We start from the raw sequence: 17745 nt of genomic DNA on the forward strand, positions 1-17745 counted from the left end.
ATGCCCTGGGAGACCGTCGACGAGGAGATCGCTCGCCTGGAGACCGAGCGGCACCTCCACAGCGCGACCTTCGCCAACACCTCCCCCTCCGACACCGTCACACGAGCTCACCTCCAGCAGGAGATGGACCGCCGTACGGCCAGGATCCGGGAACTGCAGGAACAGCGCCCCCTGGGCTTTCTCACCCGCTGGTTCCTGCGAAGCGGAGCCCTCGCCGCAGCGTGGGGCGCCGTCGAGTTCGGCCCCTGGTGGATCCGGACCGGTCTCGGTCTCCTCGCTGCGGGCCTCGCCTTCTACAGCCTCGGATAGTCCCCACGCCGACCCCGCCCAGCCGCTGCGGCCGGGCGGGGTCGCCCGACTCCCCCGCACCACAACAGCAGGAGCACCGTGAACACCCGCGACCTCATACCCGCCGTCGACGAACCCGCACACGCTCCGGGCGCCGAAAACCCGCCCGCCCTCATGCCCACCGGCGCCGTGGTCGCCCCCGGCTTGGAGCAGATCTGGCGCCTCTTCCCCGACTCCCATCCCCGCGCCGCGTCCCTGGCCCAGGCCCCGCACCCACAGCTGACTTCGGAAGCCGCCCGGCTCCTGGCCGACGAGGCATATCTGGCACGTGTCCACGACCTCGTCCGCCGGGACGAGCAGATCTCGGCCGCGCGCGCCCTGCTCAGCAGCGCGCACGCGCCGCGAGTGCCCGTTCCCGAATCCGGCCACCGCCCGTCGGCCCAGCCGGTGCCCACCCACGCGTGGAAGTACAGCGTGATCGTCCTGTCGACCGGCGGCGGGATCGCGCTCGCCGGCGTTGGCCTCGGCGCCGCGGCCCCCGGCCTAGCTGTCCTCGACGACCTGCTCGCAGCGGCGGGACAGGCCGTGCTGGGTGTCGCGGTCCTCATCCTCGTGATCGGCGCCCTCCTGGGCGCCGCCCGCGGCAAGCAGGCCGCTGGCGGGACCGTCGTACAGATCCGCAAGGCGATCTTCAAGCGCAACCGCTTCCACGGCTGATCAAGGCCGCCCGCCAGTGACCAGGGCACCCCGGCCGCCTCGCGGCGCTGACCGCGCCACGGGCTGAACGCTCGCGCACATGCCCGGGGCGGCTGGGATATCGGACCCCAGCCGCCCCGGACCACGCCCCTCCCGCTCCCAGAGCGCAACTGACAGAAGAAGGAACGCCACCATCATGAACGCATCGCTGCGCCGCGCCCTCATCACCGTCGCCGACGCCGTCACCGACGCCGCCGATCTGACGACCGCCCTGATCGGCGGGGCCGCGGGAGCCTGGCTCGGATACACGTACTACCCCCCGAGCTGGTCCGAGGACGGGCACCTCGCTGCCACGGGCACCATCGCGCTCATCACCGCCCTGGCACTGAACAGCCTGGCCGGCATCGTCATCAACCCTGTGCGCCGCACGATCAATACGCGGCGAGCCGTCCCCAAGGCCATCGTCCGCGCCGCCGCTGCCTCCCTGGAGGAGGGCCTCGCCCAGGTCGCCGCCGCGACCGCTGAGGACGCCGCACACCGTGCCGCCGAGGCGGCCTGGCACATCGACCGGAGCACCAACTTCCTGGCGGACAAGAACCGCTGGCAGGGATTCGCGAACGCCGAGGCAGTGTTCTACCTCGCGCCCGGCGTGTACCTGCACCACGAATCCGTCGAGGCTCGGGGCCGACAGCAGTCGCGCTTCTCCCTGGTCACCGGCGACGGCGACGACCCGGTGACCGTCACCAGGATGGAGGAGATCCACCACAGGCTCGCCGCGCGCGCGGCGGGCCTGCCGGTCGCCACCGACATCCGCATCCCGCGGACCGAGGTCGACATGGTCTGACGGGCCCCCACCTGAGGGCGGCTACCCACCCGGCGGCCGCCCTCAGGTGGAGCCCTCTCGCCCCTTCCCACCGCTTGCGAGGAGTTGACGTTGACTGATTTCGACCGTCTCACCGACATTGAGGACCGCGCACAGTGCCTGCCCTCCGGTGCGTGGCGCCAGCGTTCCACCGACACGGGGATCATCGAGGACGCCGAGGGCCATCCGGTCGCGATCCTGGGCACGAGCGGTGAGGCGCGTCTGCCTCTGGGGGAGTTCCTTGCCCAGGCTCCCGTGGATGTCCGGTGGCTGGCGAACGAGCTCCGCACGGCCTGGGGCTTGCTGGCGGGCGCGCGGATCGACCTCGCCACGGAGTTCCGGGTACCGGTGCCCGTGGGCTCGGCAGGGGGCTATGCGGAGGTCGTGGTCCGCCGTGATGATCAGGGCGAGCTGTGGGCGGTCACGGATGGTGCCCTGACCGGGCTGCGGGCCTGGGTGGACGGCGGGTGGAGCTACGTGAGCGATATCGGACGGGCCGCCGCATTCCGATGGACCCGGGAAGGGGCGATTGTCGTGGCCCAGCAGGTGGCTGCGCTGGAGGCGGGCTCGTACCGCCGGGCCGCTGCTGGGGCGAAGGACACCTCGTCGGCCGGCCGCGGGACTGGGCAGTGAGCCCTGCGCCCGGGCAGGTTTCGCACGGCGTACGGCCCATCGCGTAGACGGAGTTCGGGTGGGGGGAAGACATGGGGGGCCGGTCCGTATCCGCGGGCCGGCCTCGACGGGGCCAGCGCCTCGTGTCTCCAGCGTGGTTTCCGTGTTGCACCTGCCAGGTTGATGCGGCCGCGCTGCGGTGTGGCGAGCAATGATGAAGGGGCCGGCCCGCATCTGCGGGTCGGCCCCATTTTTGCGTGGTGAACCGGTACAGCTGGTGTCAGCCCCGGGCGGTCTCGTTGGCGTGCGGGGCAAGGCCGAGTGCGCGGTCGAGGCGTTCGGTGCGGTCCTCGGCGAGGATGTCGAGGAATGACACCTCGTGGCCGAAGCGGTACGAGGTCCAGTTGGGTCGGATCTCCAGCCCGTCGTCGGGCCGGGCCTTCAGCGCCTGGAGGGCGAGTCGCCACTGCTCCGACGCGGGGAGAGCCTCCCACACCTCGACGAGTTCGTCGGCGTCCGAAGCGCCGATTTCCGCGCCGCGGGCGCTCCAGACGTTGGGGAAGGTGTCGGCGAAGGACATGACGACCGGATGGTCGTCGCGCTCGCGCAGCAGGTCGGCCACGCCGTCCCAGCCGACCCCGGAACGGAACGATCCGTCGTCCAGACCTCCTTGGACGACGTCGGCGAGCCAGGCCCGGTTCGGACCGTCGATCCAGCAGTTGATCTCGCACTGCCCGTGCAGGCGCGCGGCGAGCCTGACCGCGTCACCTCCGAGGGCCATGGCCGTGTTGAGCAGCATCGACGACAGAGCGAGGTCCTCTCCCCGGTAGGTCACCAGGGGGTCGTTGAAGATGCTCCGTACATCCTGGACGTACTGCCGCTGCCAGGCCGCGGTATGCCGACCGTTCGGCGCGGGGAGCTCGCGGAGTTCGTGGTCGCTGGGCAGCAAGTCGTAGAGGGCGTGAGCGCGTTCCGCTGCACCGCTGCCCAGGAGCAGGGTGGCGGTGGTGTCGTGGACGAGGTTGAGCAGTTGGTGCCGCTCGGGCCCCCGGAGCCGGGCGGTGCCGTGCTGGTCTTGGAACTGGATGAAGCTCACGTGCGGTCCTTCGTCTTCGTCAGGGTCACGGTCTGGGGGCTTTCCTGGGGCGGCAGGCTGAGCCGAGTGATGCAGGCCAGTTCCGCGGCGGCTTCCCTGGGCACGTCGATGATGCCTTCGATCAGCTGCATGGCGCGCCGGTAGGCGAGCTGGCGCTCGTGGCTGTTTCCGTGCTCGTCGAGGGCAGTGGCGAGCAGCAGGCGAGCTTGCTGCACGGCACGCTGCTCCGGGACCGGCAGCAGGGTGGTCCCCTGCTTTCGGGCGCGACGGTCGGCTGACTCCCAGGCGATCTCCAGCTTCCCCACCGCAGCACGATAGTCGGACTCGGAGTCGGCGTAGGTGCGGGTGTCGCGGGCGGCGTCGAGGGCATGGATGAGGCGCTCGGTCTCCGGCACGGTGACATCCGCCAGGGCGGGGCGGTCGAGGACCGCCAGGATGTCCGTGGCGAAGTCGGCGTACAAGTCGAGAACGACGTCGTGGCGCTGTTCCAGGTCGGAGCGGCGCTTACGCAGGGTGGTCCGGCGGCGGTGCAGGTACCGGCCGCCGGCCGTGAGTCCGACGACGGCGGCCGCGACGAGGGCCGCGATCACGACGGTGTCCCAGGGGACGTTCAGTCCGTCGTCGTTGGCTTCGGGGCGAGGGGCCGGTGGGGGGGTGCCCTGGGTGGGTCGGGCGGTCTCCGTGTCTGTCATGACATCGGCAGCTGCTCTCAGCCAGGTGGTGATCTGCTCCGGCGCGTACACGAACACGGACACGACGGCGCCGCCGATCAGCATCGAGACCGCGGAGCCCCATTCATCCCTCATCACGAAGGCGAAGGCGCGCCACACGATCCAGAGCAGGGCGATGGAGCTCAGGACGGTGAGGAGGTAGTGGATCTCGTCGTACACGGGTGCTGCCCTTCGCAGGTGTCGTCAGCGCCATGCCCGGACGCTCAGGACGACATTGGCGCTGCGGGCCTGTGGACAGAGTTCGGCGATCTGGCCCGTACGGCGGGAGGCAGTCCTCCCGCCGTACCGGTCAGGGTCGGTGTGTGAACGCCGGGGTCCGGATCAGATCCGGTCGCCGATCTTGGTCTCGTCCCAGGTCTCCTTGGAGACGGGGATCCAGGCGGTTCGCCCTCCGTCCTCCAACTCCAGCTCCCACACCGCTGGGTGGTTGTGGGGGTACGGCTCACGGCGTTCGAGCGTGCGGTCGCAGACCCGGCGAGTGCCGCCCTTGCTGGTCTTGCCGTCGCTCTTCTTCAGGTCCGGGGCCTTGGGCTGGCTCCCCTTGCTGCCGCCGCCTCCCCGGCTGCTGCCGCTGCCGCTGCGGCTTCCGCTCGGCCCGGGCTTGCTCACGGACGACAGCGTGAAGGCACTGGTGGTGACGTTGCGGCAGTTGGTCTCGCGGTAGACATCCCGGTACTCCGTGGTGGTGTACTCAGCGTGTCCCCGCTTGTCCTTCACGACTCCGTGCTCAAGAGCGCCAGGACCACCGCAGGCCGTCAGGACTACCGATGCGGCGACAGCCACACTCGCGAGCACGATCCGGTCAGCGGCAGGCTGCATGGGTGACTCTTCTCAGTTCGGGGGAGGCCAGGGGCCGAGGATCGGCGCGGACCGGCCGTGATGGGTTCCTTGTGCAGGCGGTGCTGGGTGTGTGACCACCGTGTGGCCCGTGCGCTGTGGACAGAGGCCGCGCATTGCACAGCCGTTGTCTGGGCACGGTGGCGCCGGTGGCCAAGCTCGGCCGGGCGAGGGCGAACCCGAGGCGTTCTGCTCAGGCGGCGACGAGGGTGCGGGTCTGGCGGATCACCTTCGGGCCGTCGCCGTCGTCGACGATGTAGCGGAAGGTCAGGGTGCGTTCGTGGAGCGCGGCGTGGATCGCCTTGGTCTCCACGGCGTCCAGGCGGTTGACGGCGGGAATGGACTTGCGGCACAGGTCGCACCGCACGCGGACTCGCGGGCCGCCCTGCTCGCAGCATCGGGCCTGTCCGTGCGGGGACCCGGACAGCGGGCATTCGGTGCCGTCGGCGTGCACGCCGACGATCCACACGGACTGCCGGGCGTTCCTGTTGGTCTTGCTGGTCTTGCTGGTCATCGTGCTCCTGGGGCGAGGTCAGCGGGACGGCGCGAGGCTGCGCGCGTCACAAGGCATGGGGGCGCGGCCGGCAGGGGCCGCGCTGGGGGAGATGGGCGCCCAGATAGACCGCCGGAACTCAACCCCGTTGACAATTAGAAGTGTATAACCTTGATCGGCGCCGATCAAGCGGCAGCACGTACAGCGCAGTTGATCGACCCAGCAACTCGACCCCCATTGACCGCCACCAGGCATTCATATATACTTATATGTGTCATCAAGACGGCGGGAGGGCCTGACGATGAACCAGACCACCAACAAGGCAACCGAGACCATCGACGCCATCAAGGCCCGCATGGCCGAGATCCGCGACGAGAGCTCCCGGGCGCGCGCCAAGGGCGACACCCGCGCGGAGTTCGCCCTGGACGGCGAGCTGGCCAACCTCGGCCAGCGCCTGCGGAACCTGCGCCCCACTCCCGACTACGGTGACGACCGTTGCTGCGCGACCTGCCCCTGATCCCGGCCGGGTGCCGGGCATCATGGCCCGGCACCCTCACCGCCGATCCGACGGGCACCCAAGAACTGCACCTCTGACGCCGCGTCCCGCCGCAGGGCCGACGGAACGGCCAGCGCCCCTTCCAACTCGGAGCCGACCAGACGGCCCTGCGTGGACCGGTGGACCGGCCCGATCGAGCCGCCACCCCCTCCTGCACCCCGCCATACACCCCAACCGCTGCGGCTGATGCCGCCCGTTCCCCGGAGCTGCATGGACTACGCCTCAGCCACCCGCGGCCGCCTGGCCATCGAGCAGTACATCGCCGAAGGGCACCCTGCTGCGGAGGACCACGAGACCAGCTTCGCCGACCTCATCGCCGACCTGATCATCTGGGCAGCCCTGGAAAACATCGACTGGGAGTACGGGCTCGAGCGCGCCGAGCGCTACGCCACCGAGGACGACGGCACCTTCTGCCCGGTGTGCTCGGGCCCGGTCCCCGCCGTCGCCCAGCACTGCCCGGCCTGCACCGCCGCCCCCTCGTCCCCGGAGGCCAGTTGCCCCAGCGCCCCCTCGGCCGAAACCAGATGATCGCCCTGAACAACCTCGCCAGCCGCAACTGCGGAACCTGGGAACGCGGCTGCGACTGGCAGATCGGATCTCCCTGCGAGACCGAGCGGATCCTCGACACCCTCGTCGAGCGGCACATGGCCACCAGGACCAGCGCCAGCAGGCGGTACACGATCACCGAAGGGGGGCTGAACCACCTCGGCTGGTACAGCTGCCGCACCTGCCACCGCCTGACCACGCTCCCGCATCGCGGGCATTTCCTGGGTCTGGACCGGGACGTGCGCTGCTCGGACTGCTACGGGAAGACAACCGTCGGCCTGTGTGAACACTGCGCGGGTGCATGTCAGGGTCTCCGCCCAGGTCCGCGTGTCAGGGCCGGTCACCTCAAGGTCAGCCGCTCCTGCCAGGACCTGTTGTTCAGGGACGTTGCTGCGGAGCGCACCTTGGCCCTCTCCCCCGTTCCCCGTGCTGGTAGGCCGTGACGAACGGGCAGACGTCCCAGCCCGCTCGGCCCCGCACGGCGAGCCCTGAACCTCGACGGCCCGTCGAGCTCGCCGCTCGGCGACGTCATCCACTCGGGCCGCGCACCCGGGCGTCATCGATCGCCCGGGCCGCGCCCCACTCCCTTCGTCGTCCCACCTTGAGGAGCTCCGTGTACCGCTACGCCCAGTTGCCCCCGGACTTCCTGCAAACGCCTGTCGCCCTGTGGCCAGTGGCCGCCGAACTCGACCAGCTGGCACGAGAGGCCGAAGGCGGACAGGGCCAGGCCCTCTCCACCCCCGAGGGCCGCAAGCTCCTGGCCGGTCAGCACCGCGAACTCGCACGCCAGGTGCGGGTGTGCGCGATCGCCGGCGTCCTCGCGATCGACGAAGTGCCGTCGATGTCGGAGGGCTGGGTGCTCGCTCCACACCCGTTGAAGATCAGGCAGCACGGCGTGGACGACGGCGTCGAGGCGTGCGTCGCCGCAGTGCACTTCCCGGCCGACCGCGACCTGGACGCCAGCGTCGAGGAGTTCTACCGGGCGCTGGATGCCGTGGTGCGTAGCTGCCCTCGGGGTTCCTCGCCCCGGCCGCGTCCCGCCGGGTTCGCCGGCTCGTCCTGTGTCCCCTGCACCCGCTGGGCCGATCGGCACCTGGCCGCCATGTCCGTAGCCCGCTGATCGCCGTCCTGCCCCTGCTGGAAGGAGTTCCGTGAGCCTGTCCGCCCCTGAGGACCGCACCGTCGACACAGTTCTGGCCTCCCGTCAGGTCCGGTGGTCGCTCTCGGTGTTCCAGCAGGTCGGCGACCGCGAAGTCCATCTGCACACGACGCACCGCATGGACCGCCCGGACCTGGTCCGGGAGGCGTTCGCCCTGGAGAGCCAGCGCACCGGGACCTGCCGGGTCGTGATCACGGAGTACGTGACCGAGACCCTGCGCTGGCCCATTTCACACGCGGAGCTGCCTATCGGCTCCAGCCCCGCGGCGTGGGCCGTCCGCGCCGAGAGCGGGGAGTACTTCCAGGTCCCTTCCTACGGCGCCATTCGGCTGGAGTCGAGCCATGAAGTACGCGCTCTGCTCTCCGAGATGGACGAGCGGTTTGGCCAGGGGCAGCCCGGCATACCGGACCCGGCCACGGCGCTCATCCTGCGCTGCGCGAGCACGACGCGGAGCCGGGAAGCCGCCCTCGGCGACCTGCCCGCCGGATGAAGGTTGCCGACCCGAACGCCCAGCCATATACTTATATGTGTCGACGGTTGGGATCGGCGCCTCCTTCCGCATCCTGCGCCCCGCCGTCATCCCACCGGCCCGGCACTCCTTCCTCGCGCGCCCGTAAGGAGCACAGCCATGCCCCATACACCGCAGCGGCGCTCCCCCGGCGCCTCCGCCACCCCGTCCTACGGGCCGGTTGAACCGGAACAGGGCACATGCGCCCCGGGGAAGGCGCTCGGCCGGCACCAGCTCTTCCGGCCCGGGCCTAGCGCGGACCTGAGCTGGGGACAGCGGGCCGCGCTGCGCACCGCCCTGGTCCACCCGGCCGGGCACGTCCCGGCCGCGGCCGTCGAAGAGGACCTGCAAATCCTCGAGCACCTCGGACTGATCGAGCCGATCGCCCCGGACGGGACGTACGACCCCGGCCTCGCACTGGCTGCGCGGTGGGTGCTGAGCGCCGCCGGCAGGATCCGGGCGGCGGCGACTCCGCGTCCGCGGCTGATCGTCGTGCCCTGTTCGATGCGCAAGAGCGGCCAAGCCGTGGCGCCGGCGGGCGAGATGTACACAGGCAGCTATCACCTCGCCGCCCGCAAGGCCGCCTTCGCCCTGTGCGGCGAGGAGAGCCGTCCGCTGATCCTCTCGGCGAAGTACGGGTTGCTGCGGCTGGAGGACCGGATCCTCGACTACGACCTGAAGGCTGGACAGGCCGGCACGGTCACTGCCGCGGGCCTGCGTCGGCAGGCGCATCACCTGGCGGTCAGCGGCTGCCGGACCACCGTCCTGGCCGGCAAGCAGTACGCCGAGATCGCCCGCCATGTCTGGCCCGACCTTCACCACCCCCTCGCCGGTGCCCGCGGCATCGGCGACCACCTCTCCTACTTCGCCGTCCGGTACGGCGCGGGCCCGAGGACGGCCGGCAGCGGTCCCGGACTTTGTCCACAGGCCCGGCCGACCACCCTCGACACAGGCACCGCAGCGGCGGACCAACCCTCTGGAGGAACCGTGACGTACGCCCCCGACACCGTAGCCGTGCGGCGCCTGGCCACCCAGATCCTCCTCGACCACACCCGCGACATCGACTTCATGTCCATCGGCGAAGCCATCTCGGGCACGCCCGACACCGCCGGTCTCGACGACGAGGGCTTCGAGGCCCTGCAGCGCGCCGTCGACGACGCCCTCCACCAGGCCACCGTGCAGGTCAGCTGGCCCGCCGAAGCAGCCTGAGCCAGGCGCCGACCTTCGACTCCTTCCCTCACCGGGCCCTTGCACGGGCCCGCCGACAGCAAGCGAGACACATGCTCACGAAGATCTTCTCCCGCGCCCAGACCCAGACCGTTGCCCTGCCGGCCCCGGCCGGCCTCGCGCCGGCGGCCGCGGCCCCGGCCATGCGTTCCTCCGTGGCGGACCTGACCAAGAAGGCCGCCATCAGCCTGACCAAGCACGGGCTCGAAGACCAGCAGGCCGCCGTCTACCTGGTCCTGGACCGGTCCGGCTCCATGCGCCAGTTCTACGAGGACGGCACCGTCCAGTACCTCGCCGAGCAGGTCCTGGGCCTGTCCCGGAACCTGGACGACGACGGCACGGTGCCGGTGGTGTTCTTCTCCACCGACATCGACGGCACCACCGAGGTCAGCGTGAGCGACTACGCCGGCCGCATCCAGGCGAAGCACAAGGCGCTCGGCCACATGGGCCGGACGTACTACGACCGGGCGATGGACTACGTGATCAAGCTCCACCACGCCTCAGACGCCGCCGCCAAGGGCATCCCGGCCCTGGTGGTCTTCCAGTCCGACGGCAACCCCGACAACCGCACCCTCACCGAGAACATCCTGCGCACCGCCTCGGAAGAGGAGGACATCTTCTGGGCGTTCGTCGGATACGGCACCAACGTCAGCTTCCTGACCAAGCTCGACAGACTCGAGGGCCGGCGGGTCGACAACGCGAGCCACTTCCACGCCCTGGACCCGCGCACCGTGGCCGACGAGGCCCTGTACGACGGCATCACGGGCCAGTTCAAGAGCTGGCTCCAGGCAACCCGCGGCGCCAGCACGCAGCAGCACTGACCTGTACTCGGGCCGGCCGCTCGGCGGCCGGCCCCCGGCTTCGAGGACACGTCCATGACGAGCGGCCGCCCCGACCCCGCACCGACCTACGCCCAGCAGCAGCTGCGCGCCGGCACGACCGCCGCGGGCCTGCGCCACCTTCTGCAGTACATCCAGAGCGAACCGGCCGTCGGCCAGGCACTAGCCCTGATCGATACCAGCGAACTAGGGGGCCCGCTTGATGAAGCGGGCCTTCAGCTGTTGCTCCACGAAGCCGAGGCCGAGCACGACCGCTGCGCAGCACTCGCCGAACGCGACGCACGGCGCCAGGAAGCCGGCCACCTACACGGGGCGGCCTGTACGTGCGGGCACTCCGACACACTCCACACGCGCCACATGACCGAGGACGACCGGCTACCGTGCAACCACCCGGACTGCCTCTGCCACGACCTCGCCTTCGTGCTCCGCTGAACGGGACGACCTCTATGCACCATCTCGCCGACACCCTCCTGCTGGGACCCGCCGAGCAACCCTGGGCGGTGTGGCTCTCCGGCTCCGGAGAGGTCCTCGAACGACCCAGCCGTGACGCTGCCCTGGTCACCGCGGCCGCGCGCAACAACGCCTACGCCCGCACCCAGGCCGGCGGCCCTTCGCCGACCGCGCAGTACGCGGTGGTCCTCCACCACGGGCAGGAGTGGCGTGAGGAGGAGACACGGGTCTCGGCCCGGGTCTCGCCCGATACCCGCAAGGTCCACGTCCGGCTGGCCGAGCTGCTCCGCGAGCAGATCCGTGCCAACTACCTCCGGCCCGGCCAGATGCTCCCCACCCAGCGCAAGCTCGCCGCGGACTACACCGTCGGGCTCAAGACCGTCGAACTCGCCCAGGCCGAACTGATCCGTGACGGGCTCATCGTCAAGACCGGGCGCGGCTTCGCCGTCGCATCCCTCCCGCCGGTGGAGGAGCAGCAGCTCCCGGGCCTGGACCTCCCTGCGACCACAGCTGCCCCCGGGCTGGCCGCCTGCGCGACGTCACATGCCGGCACGGCCGCCTACCGGCGCCTGGCGCAGCGGCTGGCCGAGCTGCTCGAGGAGAGCGCTTACCCGCCCGGAACCCGCTTTCCCTCCGCCCGCGCGCTGGCCAAGCAGCACGGGTACACCCTCGCCAGTGCCCAGCAGGCTGTCCGCAGCCTCAAGGACCGCGGACTGCTCGTCGAAGGCCCTGGCGGCGAAACCATGGTCCCTCACGCCCTGGCCGCCGCCGGGCGCACCGACGCGTCCCTTGAGGGGGACACCACTGCCGTAACCTCAACCCCGAGCTCGAAGAAGACAGGAACTAATCCGTGACCTCCAGCAACCTCATGTCCCTGAGCGATTGGGCGGCCGAAATCGGCGTGCCGCGCCAGACCGTCCAGCGATGGCACCGCGCACCAGCAGGGGAGGACCTCAAGAAGGCGTACACCCCGCTCTCCCCGCTCAAGGCCGTGGCCAAGGCCATGAACGTCGACGTGCCGGAGGCGGAGGAGAGGACGCCGCGTTATCCGAGGAGCGTCTACGTCGCCTACTGCCAGGCAGTCGGCATCATGGACGAGTACGGCAACCTGGTCCCCGAGATCAAGGAGCGCTTCGAAGAGCGCAAGCGCGGACCCTGGGTGCCGGCCAAGCCGACCCTCGACCCCGGTCCAGGCCGGCGCCGGCGCTACTACAAGAACCACGTGGCCGAGAGCACGGGCCTCGCGGAGAACACGATCAAGACGTACATGAACGCGAGCCCCGGCCAGTTCTCCTTCCCGCTGCCGGACGGCCACGACGAGATGTCCCGCCCGTACTACTTCGCGGAGACATTTGCGCCCTACCGCACCCTGGCCCAACGCCAGGCGCGCATGCAGCCGGCCGAGGGCGCGAACGAGTCCGCCGAGGCCGAGGCGCCCGCCGACAACGGCTGACGACACAGGCCCGGCTCGAGCCGCTGCCGGCGGCTCACCAGCGGGTGTCTCCTCCGCGACCACTTCCAGGGCCCGCGGCGAACGCATTTGCGTTCGCCGCGGGCCCTTGTCGTGCGCCCGCCCTCAACGCGCCAGCTATCCGGCGGTGCCGGACTTTCTGACATCCGGCGCCGTCCGAGCTCCTCATCACGACACCCCACCAGACCCCATCTGACCTGGTAAAATACGCCCAAATGATGTATACTTATAATTGTCAAAAGGGGTGAGGTTCCACTCCCCCCGCACCGCGACGATCCGTCGCTGCAGCCGTACCCCACGGCTGCCCGGCGCCGCCTACCCGGCCACGCCAGCCCTTCACCCAAGGCTGCCGAGCGCGCCGCTGCCCTGTCCCCGTCAGGAAGGACACCCGCTTGACCGAAACCATCGTCCTCACCAGCGAACTGCACCCCCTCATCGCCGAGTTCCACACTATGGCCCGCCGCCACGAGGACCGCCTCGCCCCCTTCTTCAGCCCCGACGGCGACGTCTCCTACGAGCACCTGCGCGACTACGACGAAGCCCGCTTCGACCAGAGCGTCGAAGCCGCCGAGATGCTCTCCACCGTCATGGCCAGCCTGGTCAACCTCTGCGGCCCGGCGGCCGCATCCACCCGCGCACCGCGCACCGTCGTCCACGAGATCCTCGCCGAACACCGCACGCTCACCGCCCGCCACCACAACGGGCTGAAGGAGTTCTGCGACATCGAAGGCATCACCGAGGGCTACCTCGACGAATACGAGGAGCGGGAGAAGGAACAGGCGCTGGAGGCCGACGAGCACCTGCAGGACTTCATGAAGCGCCTGACCGAGGCATTCGGACTTCCCACGGACCGCACCGTCACCGTGCTCGGCGCCAACAGCACGACGTACGAGGTGACGCCCAGCCGTCTCGATGACGCCGCCCGCGCGCTGTTCAACAACGGTCAGTGCCACGCCTTCGCCACCGCCCTCGCCGGGGCCACCGGCTGGCCGACGGCAGCGGTCATCCACCCCGAGTGCGACGACACCTACGACAACTGCGGCATGGGTAACCAGGTCGCGGACGATGTGTGCATCTGCCAGATCGGCCACGTCGTTGCCGTACGTCCCGACGGCGCCCTGATCGACATCGACGGCGTCAACGACCCCACGGACATCGACGACAGCCCCGAGCACGACCTCGTTCCCATGACCGACGCGCTGTGGAAGTTGATCGACAACGCCCCCACCTGGCGCGACCGGGACGTGGCCGTCGCCCGGACCTTCGTTCAGCCGCTCCTGGACAGCCTCGCCGCCGACGCAGCGGAGGTGTCCGTCTGATGCGCACTTTCCGTCTCGGGCCCGTACGCGACCGCGCCGTCCGCGCACTGCTCGCTCTCGGCGACCACGCGGCCCGCCTCCTGATCGATGCCGCCGACGCCGTGGCCTCCCGCTCCCGCGTCCCCAACCCGATGGCGGCCACGCGCGTCGTCCTGGAGGAGCTGGCCCATCCGGACCTGTCCGGCGGCGACTTCCTCGACACCGTTCAGTGGCAGCTGGAGAAGCTGGGCTTCACCTGGCCCCCCGGCCAGTGCGAGACGTGCAACGCGCCGCTGACCCAGGACGAGGCCGAGTTCACCGCGCTGTGCGCCTCCTGCGACACCTGGGTCTGTGCTTGTGCCTTCACCAACTCCGGTGACAGCGACCAGTGCGGCGGCTGCCACCTGACCCAGGCCGGGCAGGGCGAGCCGATGCCGCCGTGCATCTGCGGCTGCGACACCTCCACCGGGTCCTACGGCGACTACGACACCGAGTCCTCCGTCTCCCGCCAGCACCGCATCGACACCGGACGCTACCTGCGCCCCGGCGAAGTCCTCGAAACCGGCTGACAGCCGCTCTCTCCCCCTTCACCTCGCACCGGGGCCGTCAGGCCCCGGCGCCGCGCCGCCCTGCCTCCGGACCCGAGGAGAACCCCCTGCTTGACCTCGACCTCTCCGAACTGCTGAACGCGGCCACCGACGAGGAGGACGTGATCATCCGCGACGTCGCCTACCGGGCCAAGGTGCTGTGGAAGTGCCGCAACACCGACTGCCACCTCGCCATGCCGCGCAACCAGCAGCGCTGCACCGACTGCGGCTATGACCGCGACGGCCGCCCTATCGGCGACCGCGTGCCCGGTACGTACGGGCCGATCCCCGACGCGCTCCTCACCACGCTGCGCACGGCGCTGGCCGAGTGGTTCACCGAGAACGGCCGGCCCCGGCCCGACGCCGTGACCTTCACCTACACCAACCAGAACGAGGCCCACGAGTGGAGCGACTGGGGCGTCCTCCACTTCGGCGGCCGCACCGAGCCGTACTGCGACTTCGACGGCAGCGACGTCGCCGAGGCCCTCACCGAGCTCAGCGAGTGGGAGACCCCCCACTGGTGCGACGAGCTGACCATCGCCCTCCCCCGCTGACCGCCGCCACGCCTGGCCGCCCGTCCCCCGTTCCCTCCTCGAAGGAGCCGCCCACTTGACCCACACCGTCACCGCCGAGCAGTCCGTGTACCCGCCGAACATGCTCGGGGACCTGCGCACCGCCCTCATCCAGCACTTCACGCCCAGCGGGGCCGTCCCCGACGCGGTGGACTTCCGCATCACCGAAGAGCACGAGCACATCGAAGGTCTCGCCTGGGCCGCCGACGGCGCCCTGCTGCGCACCGGGGACCGGACCGAGCTGGCCGACGACCTCACCGGGGCCGTGGGCGACGAACTGGATGATCTGACCGACTTCATCGCGCCGAAGTTTGGTGACACCCTCGTCGTGGCGCTCAGCCCGGGCTGCGCCCCGCCTTCGTCCGCCGAGGACGAAAAGGAGAACGCCCAGGAGGCGCCCGGCCCGGTGTTCGATCCGCACAGCCCGCGCCCGTTCCTGCTCGGACTCGACGACAAGTTGCTGCTCGGCATCCAGTTCGTCGTGCGGGCTATCTGTCACGAACGGGCCTGGAAGCGCCTGTCGGAATTCGCTGTCGCGGCGCTGCCCGCGCTGCGGGAGGAGGAGCCGTTCGACAGCGCGTCCCCCGTCTCGCGCGTCGTGTTCAAGGCCAGCTGGGACCATGAGAACGGCGATTACTGGAGTTCCTTCGCCGACGTCCACCACGTGGACGGGACGGTGACCGAGGGCGTCGATCTCGACGACACCTCGGGTCAGGTCGAGATGGCGCTGGCCGACCTCCTGCCGCCGGACGACGGCGACCTCCTCATCATCGACGTCCCCGGCGTGACGGCCGCCGTCACCCGGTGCGCCGTGTGCCACGAAGCCGACTGCCGTCACCCGGACTCGCACGCATTCACCACCTGCGCGGTGTGCCCGCGCCCCTTCACGGCGACGCACTCGGTCCACCCCCGCCCCGGGTCCCCTGGATTCTCGGTCGCCCCGCTGTAGGCAGGCAGTGGCTCGGGCCGCCGGGTAGCCGGCGGCCCGAGCCGATCAGGCGGCGGAAGCGGACGTGGCTGCCGTGCTGTCGCGCAGGGCCCGGGCGAGCGGGAGGCAGGCTGCCACGGGCGGCCGGACCGGGCATCGAGGCGCCGGTCAGCGCCGGACGGATCGGCGGGGCGCTGGTTCGGTGTCCTGTTCCTCGTCGATGAGGTGCTGGATGTCGGGTGCGTACCGGGGCTCGAGGAAGATGTCCTCCCGTGCCGTCGGCGGCTGCGGGGACTGGGGCGCGCGGCGCTGCCGCGGCGGGGCCAGGCGGCGCCGGGGGTCGATCTGGCGCGGGGGCAGGGCCATCGGTGGTCCTTCGTTACGTCGACAGGGCGACGCCGCGGGAGGCGTCGGTGGGCAGCTGCTGGGCGGGGCAGGTGGAGAGCACCCGGGTCATGGCGTCGCGTTCGTCGGGCGTGACCCACAGGTTGTACTTGGCCTTCACCGCGATCTGCCGGGCCACGTACGCACACCGGAAGCCCGTGTTAGCCGGGAGCCAGGCGGCGGCGTCGCTGTCCGACTTCTGCTGGTTGGCTGCGCCCGAGACCGCCAGGAGGTTCAAGGGGTCGTTGGCTAGAGCTTCACGTTGTGTCTGAGGCAGTTGGGCGGCGCCCGAGGTCCAGCTGGCCGAGAGGGCGACGACGTGGTCGATCTGGACCTCGGCGGAGCGTGGTCCGCGTTCGAAGCGGATCGTCGTCGCGGTGTAGGGATCGGTCAGGGTTCCCGTGGCGACGACGCACTTCGAGGAGTCCTTGAAGGTGGCCGTGGTCAGGTCGCGTCGAAGGACGTCGTTGCGGGTGTCACACGAATTCTTCGCCCCTGGGGCCGTGCTGTCGTCCGACCAGGCGGTCCCGAACTTGGCCGTCCGGTCGTATCCGTTCTTCTGGGCCTTGACCGGGAGGGCGGCCAGCGCGCTGCCGGCGTCGGTGGTCGCGGCGGCTGGGGCGTTGTCGGCCGGGGAGGCGCTGGAATCGGGTCCAGTGGAGCAGCTGGTGAGCGCCGCCGCCAGGAGCAACACGGCTGCGGCGGAGCGAGGGCTGGAGTTCAACAGAGCGGTGTCTCTCTTCTCGGTGCGAGCGGCGCGCACGGGCGCCCCGGTGGCGGCATCTACGCGGCGCAGGGTGCCGTGGGAGTACGCAGCGCCTCGGCGAACGCTCCGACGAGGGCCGTGGTCTGGGCGGATCCCTTCGGGTGAGCAGGGGGCGGATGAGGGGTGTTCCCACCACGACGCCGTCGGCGTAGGGGGCGACCTGGCGTGCGTGCGCGGGGGTGGAGATGCCGATCCCGGCGACGACGGGCTGCTGGGTGACGGCGCGCAGCCGTTCGGTGAACCGGTCGAACGCCCTTACGTCAAGGGTCCCCTCGTACCCGGTGGCCGCGTGGACGGCGGGCGCGTAGATCCAGCCCGAGGCTGCGCCCACGATGCGGTTCAGCTGTGCGTCGTCGGCGGTGCGCGGTGCGAACTGCGGGACGTGGATGCCCGCCCAGCCGGCCGCCTCCAGCCAGGGCGGCTTCGCCTTGTTCACGGGCAGGTCGGGGACCATCGCGCCAGCGGCTCCTGCCTCGGCCAGTTCGTAGGCGAAGCGCTCGATGCCGTGGTCGACAACGGCCTGCCAGTAGCTCATGACCACCACCGGGGCGCCCGCTTCAGCGGCTTGGCGGATGGTGGCGAGCACATCGATCATGTGGGTGCCCTGGGCGAGGGACTGCCGGTAGGCGGCCGTGATCGAGGGACCGTCCAGGGAAGGGGCGGCGACCGGGACCCCGATCTCGAGGATGTCCGCGCCGTACTGGACCAGGGCGTGCAGGAGGTCGACGCATGAGGAGCGGTCGGGAAAGCCGGCCGGTAGGAACGCTCCGAGGGCCGGGGTGTTGCCTTCCAGTCGCCGGGTGAGTTGGGTGGCGGCGTAAGTGGGCTGGGGCACGGTG

At 70.6% G+C, this 17745-nt stretch carries 23 protein-coding genes and 1 pseudogene; 17 read left to right on the forward strand and 7 right to left on the reverse strand.

Going from position 1 to position 17745, the window contains the following annotated elements:
- The 4 genes from ACIQU4_RS28155 to ACIQU4_RS28170 all read left to right on the forward strand — a co-directional run bounded on the left by ACIQU4_RS28155 (position 1) and on the right by ACIQU4_RS28170 (position 2479).
- Positions 1-309 carry a hypothetical protein gene (locus ACIQU4_RS28155; RefSeq protein ID WP_403736292.1) on the forward strand — a complete coding sequence of 103 codons (309 nt, stop codon included), beginning with the start codon at positions 1-3 and terminating at the stop codon, positions 307-309.
- A gap of 78 nt (positions 310-387) precedes the next feature.
- Entirely contained in the window at positions 388-1005 is a 618-nt protein-coding gene (locus ACIQU4_RS28160) for a hypothetical protein (protein WP_403736295.1), read from the forward strand.
- Positions 1006-1180: 175 nt separating this feature from the next.
- Complete coding sequence (locus ACIQU4_RS28165; protein ID WP_403736298.1) at positions 1181-1828, forward strand: hypothetical protein; 648 nt, start codon at positions 1181-1183, stop codon at positions 1826-1828.
- A gap of 90 nt (positions 1829-1918) precedes the next feature.
- Positions 1919-2479: a hypothetical protein gene (locus tag ACIQU4_RS28170; protein WP_403736301.1), complete on the forward strand. Its 561-nt coding sequence runs from the start codon at positions 1919-1921 to the stop codon at positions 2477-2479.
- A gap of 259 nt (positions 2480-2738) precedes the next feature.
- On the opposite strand, the gene ACIQU4_RS28175 is transcribed toward ACIQU4_RS28170, so the two are convergent.
- From ACIQU4_RS28175 to ACIQU4_RS28190, 4 genes are all read right to left on the reverse strand, one after another.
- On the reverse strand, positions 2739-3554 hold the full coding sequence (locus tag ACIQU4_RS28175) for a hypothetical protein (RefSeq protein ID WP_403736304.1): 816 nt from the start codon (positions 3552-3554) through the stop codon (positions 2739-2741).
- Positions 3551-4444 carry a TcpD family membrane protein gene (locus ACIQU4_RS28180; protein ID WP_403736307.1) on the reverse strand — a complete coding sequence of 298 codons (894 nt, stop codon included), beginning with the start codon at positions 4442-4444 and terminating at the stop codon, positions 3551-3553. Before ACIQU4_RS28180 ends, ACIQU4_RS28175 begins: the two co-directional genes overlap by 4 nt.
- Before the next feature lie 162 nt (positions 4445-4606).
- Positions 4607-5002, reverse strand: coding sequence for a hypothetical protein (locus ACIQU4_RS28185; protein WP_403736309.1), 396 nt, complete (start codon positions 5000-5002; stop codon positions 4607-4609).
- Positions 5003-5315: 313 nt separating this feature from the next.
- Positions 5316-5636, reverse strand: a complete 321-nt coding sequence (locus ACIQU4_RS28190) for a hypothetical protein (protein WP_403736311.1) — start codon at positions 5634-5636, stop codon at positions 5316-5318.
- A 280-nt stretch (positions 5637-5916) separates the two neighbouring features.
- Here ACIQU4_RS28190 and ACIQU4_RS28195 point away from each other — a divergent pair, with 280 nt between their 5' ends.
- The 13 genes from ACIQU4_RS28195 to ACIQU4_RS28255 all read left to right on the forward strand — a co-directional run bounded on the left by ACIQU4_RS28195 (position 5917) and on the right by ACIQU4_RS28255 (position 15777).
- Positions 5917-6132, forward strand: a complete 216-nt coding sequence (locus ACIQU4_RS28195; RefSeq protein WP_403736313.1) for a hypothetical protein — start codon at positions 5917-5919, stop codon at positions 6130-6132.
- 249 nt (positions 6133-6381) lie between these two features.
- Positions 6382-6699: a hypothetical protein gene (locus tag ACIQU4_RS28200; RefSeq protein WP_403736315.1), complete on the forward strand. Its 318-nt coding sequence runs from the start codon at positions 6382-6384 to the stop codon at positions 6697-6699.
- Between the two features lie 631 nt (positions 6700-7330).
- Entirely contained in the window at positions 7331-7837 is a 507-nt protein-coding gene (locus ACIQU4_RS28205; protein ID WP_403736317.1) for a hypothetical protein, read from the forward strand.
- A 31-nt stretch (positions 7838-7868) separates the two neighbouring features.
- Positions 7869-8366, forward strand: coding sequence for a hypothetical protein (locus ACIQU4_RS28210; protein ID WP_403736319.1), 498 nt, complete (start codon positions 7869-7871; stop codon positions 8364-8366).
- 138 nt (positions 8367-8504) lie between these two features.
- Positions 8505-9593, forward strand: coding sequence for a DUF6884 domain-containing protein (locus ACIQU4_RS28215; protein ID WP_403736322.1), 1089 nt, complete (start codon positions 8505-8507; stop codon positions 9591-9593).
- Between the two features lie 71 nt (positions 9594-9664).
- The gene (locus tag ACIQU4_RS28220) at positions 9665-10432 is read left to right on the forward strand and encodes a VWA domain-containing protein (protein ID WP_403736324.1); all 768 of its coding nucleotides are present in this window, start codon (positions 9665-9667) and stop codon (positions 10430-10432) included.
- A gap of 54 nt (positions 10433-10486) precedes the next feature.
- On the forward strand, positions 10487-10882 hold the full coding sequence (locus tag ACIQU4_RS28225) for a hypothetical protein (protein WP_403736327.1): 396 nt from the start codon (positions 10487-10489) through the stop codon (positions 10880-10882).
- A gap of 14 nt (positions 10883-10896) precedes the next feature.
- Entirely contained in the window at positions 10897-11754 is an 858-nt protein-coding gene (locus ACIQU4_RS28230; RefSeq protein ID WP_403736331.1) for a GntR family transcriptional regulator, read from the forward strand.
- Positions 11751-12353 (forward strand): helix-turn-helix domain-containing protein, encoded by a 603-nt coding sequence (locus ACIQU4_RS28235; RefSeq protein WP_403736334.1) that lies wholly within the window; start codon positions 11751-11753, stop codon positions 12351-12353. Before ACIQU4_RS28230 ends, ACIQU4_RS28235 begins: the two co-directional genes overlap by 4 nt.
- 410 nt (positions 12354-12763) lie before the next feature.
- Entirely contained in the window at positions 12764-13690 is a 927-nt protein-coding gene (locus ACIQU4_RS28240) for a hypothetical protein (protein ID WP_403736337.1), read from the forward strand.
- Positions 13690-14238 carry a hypothetical protein gene (locus tag ACIQU4_RS28245; protein WP_403736339.1) on the forward strand — a complete coding sequence of 183 codons (549 nt, stop codon included), beginning with the start codon at positions 13690-13692 and terminating at the stop codon, positions 14236-14238. Before ACIQU4_RS28240 ends, ACIQU4_RS28245 begins: the two co-directional genes overlap by 1 nt.
- A 140-nt stretch (positions 14239-14378) precedes the next feature.
- Complete coding sequence (locus ACIQU4_RS28250) at positions 14379-14810, forward strand: hypothetical protein (RefSeq protein ID WP_403736341.1); 432 nt, start codon at positions 14379-14381, stop codon at positions 14808-14810.
- Between the two features lie 55 nt (positions 14811-14865).
- On the forward strand, positions 14866-15777 hold the full coding sequence (locus tag ACIQU4_RS28255) for a hypothetical protein (protein WP_403736344.1): 912 nt from the start codon (positions 14866-14868) through the stop codon (positions 15775-15777).
- A gap of 147 nt (positions 15778-15924) precedes the next feature.
- On the opposite strand, the gene ACIQU4_RS28260 is transcribed toward ACIQU4_RS28255, so the two are convergent.
- From ACIQU4_RS28260 to trpA, 3 genes and pseudogenes are all read right to left on the reverse strand, one after another.
- On the reverse strand, positions 15925-16122 hold the full coding sequence (locus tag ACIQU4_RS28260; protein ID WP_403736346.1) for a hypothetical protein: 198 nt from the start codon (positions 16120-16122) through the stop codon (positions 15925-15927).
- A gap of 13 nt (positions 16123-16135) precedes the next feature.
- On the reverse strand, positions 16136-16864 hold the full coding sequence (locus ACIQU4_RS28265) for an HNH endonuclease family protein (RefSeq protein WP_403736349.1): 729 nt from the start codon (positions 16862-16864) through the stop codon (positions 16136-16138).
- 160 nt (positions 16865-17024) lie between these two features.
- Positions 17025-17741: pseudogene (gene trpA / locus ACIQU4_RS28270) on the reverse strand (tryptophan synthase subunit alpha); the annotation flags it as partial.
- Positions 17742-17745: the final 4 nt, after the last annotated feature.

It is taken from the genome of Streptomyces sp. NPDC090741, from assembly GCF_044769045.1.
Classification (GTDB): domain Bacteria; phylum Actinomycetota; class Actinomycetes; order Streptomycetales; family Streptomycetaceae; genus Streptomyces.

Coding starts and splice junctions, on each gene's coding strand:
- ACIQU4_RS28155 (WP_403736292.1), top strand. CDS start 1: ATGCCCTGGGAGACCGTCGACGAGGAGATCGCTCGCCTGGAGACCGAG.
- ACIQU4_RS28165 (WP_403736298.1), top strand. CDS start 1,181: ATGAACGCATCGCTGCGCCGCGCCCTCATCACCGTCGCCGACGCCGTC.
- ACIQU4_RS28190 (WP_403736311.1), bottom strand. CDS start 5,636: ATGACCAGCAAGACCAGCAAGACCAACAGGAACGCCCGGCAGTCCGTG.
- ACIQU4_RS28195 (WP_403736313.1), top strand. CDS start 5,917: ATGAACCAGACCACCAACAAGGCAACCGAGACCATCGACGCCATCAAG.
- ACIQU4_RS28200 (WP_403736315.1), top strand. CDS start 6,382: ATGGACTACGCCTCAGCCACCCGCGGCCGCCTGGCCATCGAGCAGTAC.
- ACIQU4_RS28215 (WP_403736322.1), top strand. CDS start 8,505: ATGCCCCATACACCGCAGCGGCGCTCCCCCGGCGCCTCCGCCACCCCG.
- ACIQU4_RS28220 (WP_403736324.1), top strand. CDS start 9,665: ATGCTCACGAAGATCTTCTCCCGCGCCCAGACCCAGACCGTTGCCCTG.
- ACIQU4_RS28225 (WP_403736327.1), top strand. CDS start 10,487: ATGACGAGCGGCCGCCCCGACCCCGCACCGACCTACGCCCAGCAGCAG.
- ACIQU4_RS28230 (WP_403736331.1), top strand. CDS start 10,897: ATGCACCATCTCGCCGACACCCTCCTGCTGGGACCCGCCGAGCAACCC.
- ACIQU4_RS28245 (WP_403736339.1), top strand. CDS start 13,690: ATGCGCACTTTCCGTCTCGGGCCCGTACGCGACCGCGCCGTCCGCGCA.
- ACIQU4_RS28260 (WP_403736346.1), bottom strand. CDS start 16,122: ATGGCCCTGCCCCCGCGCCAGATCGACCCCCGGCGCCGCCTGGCCCCG.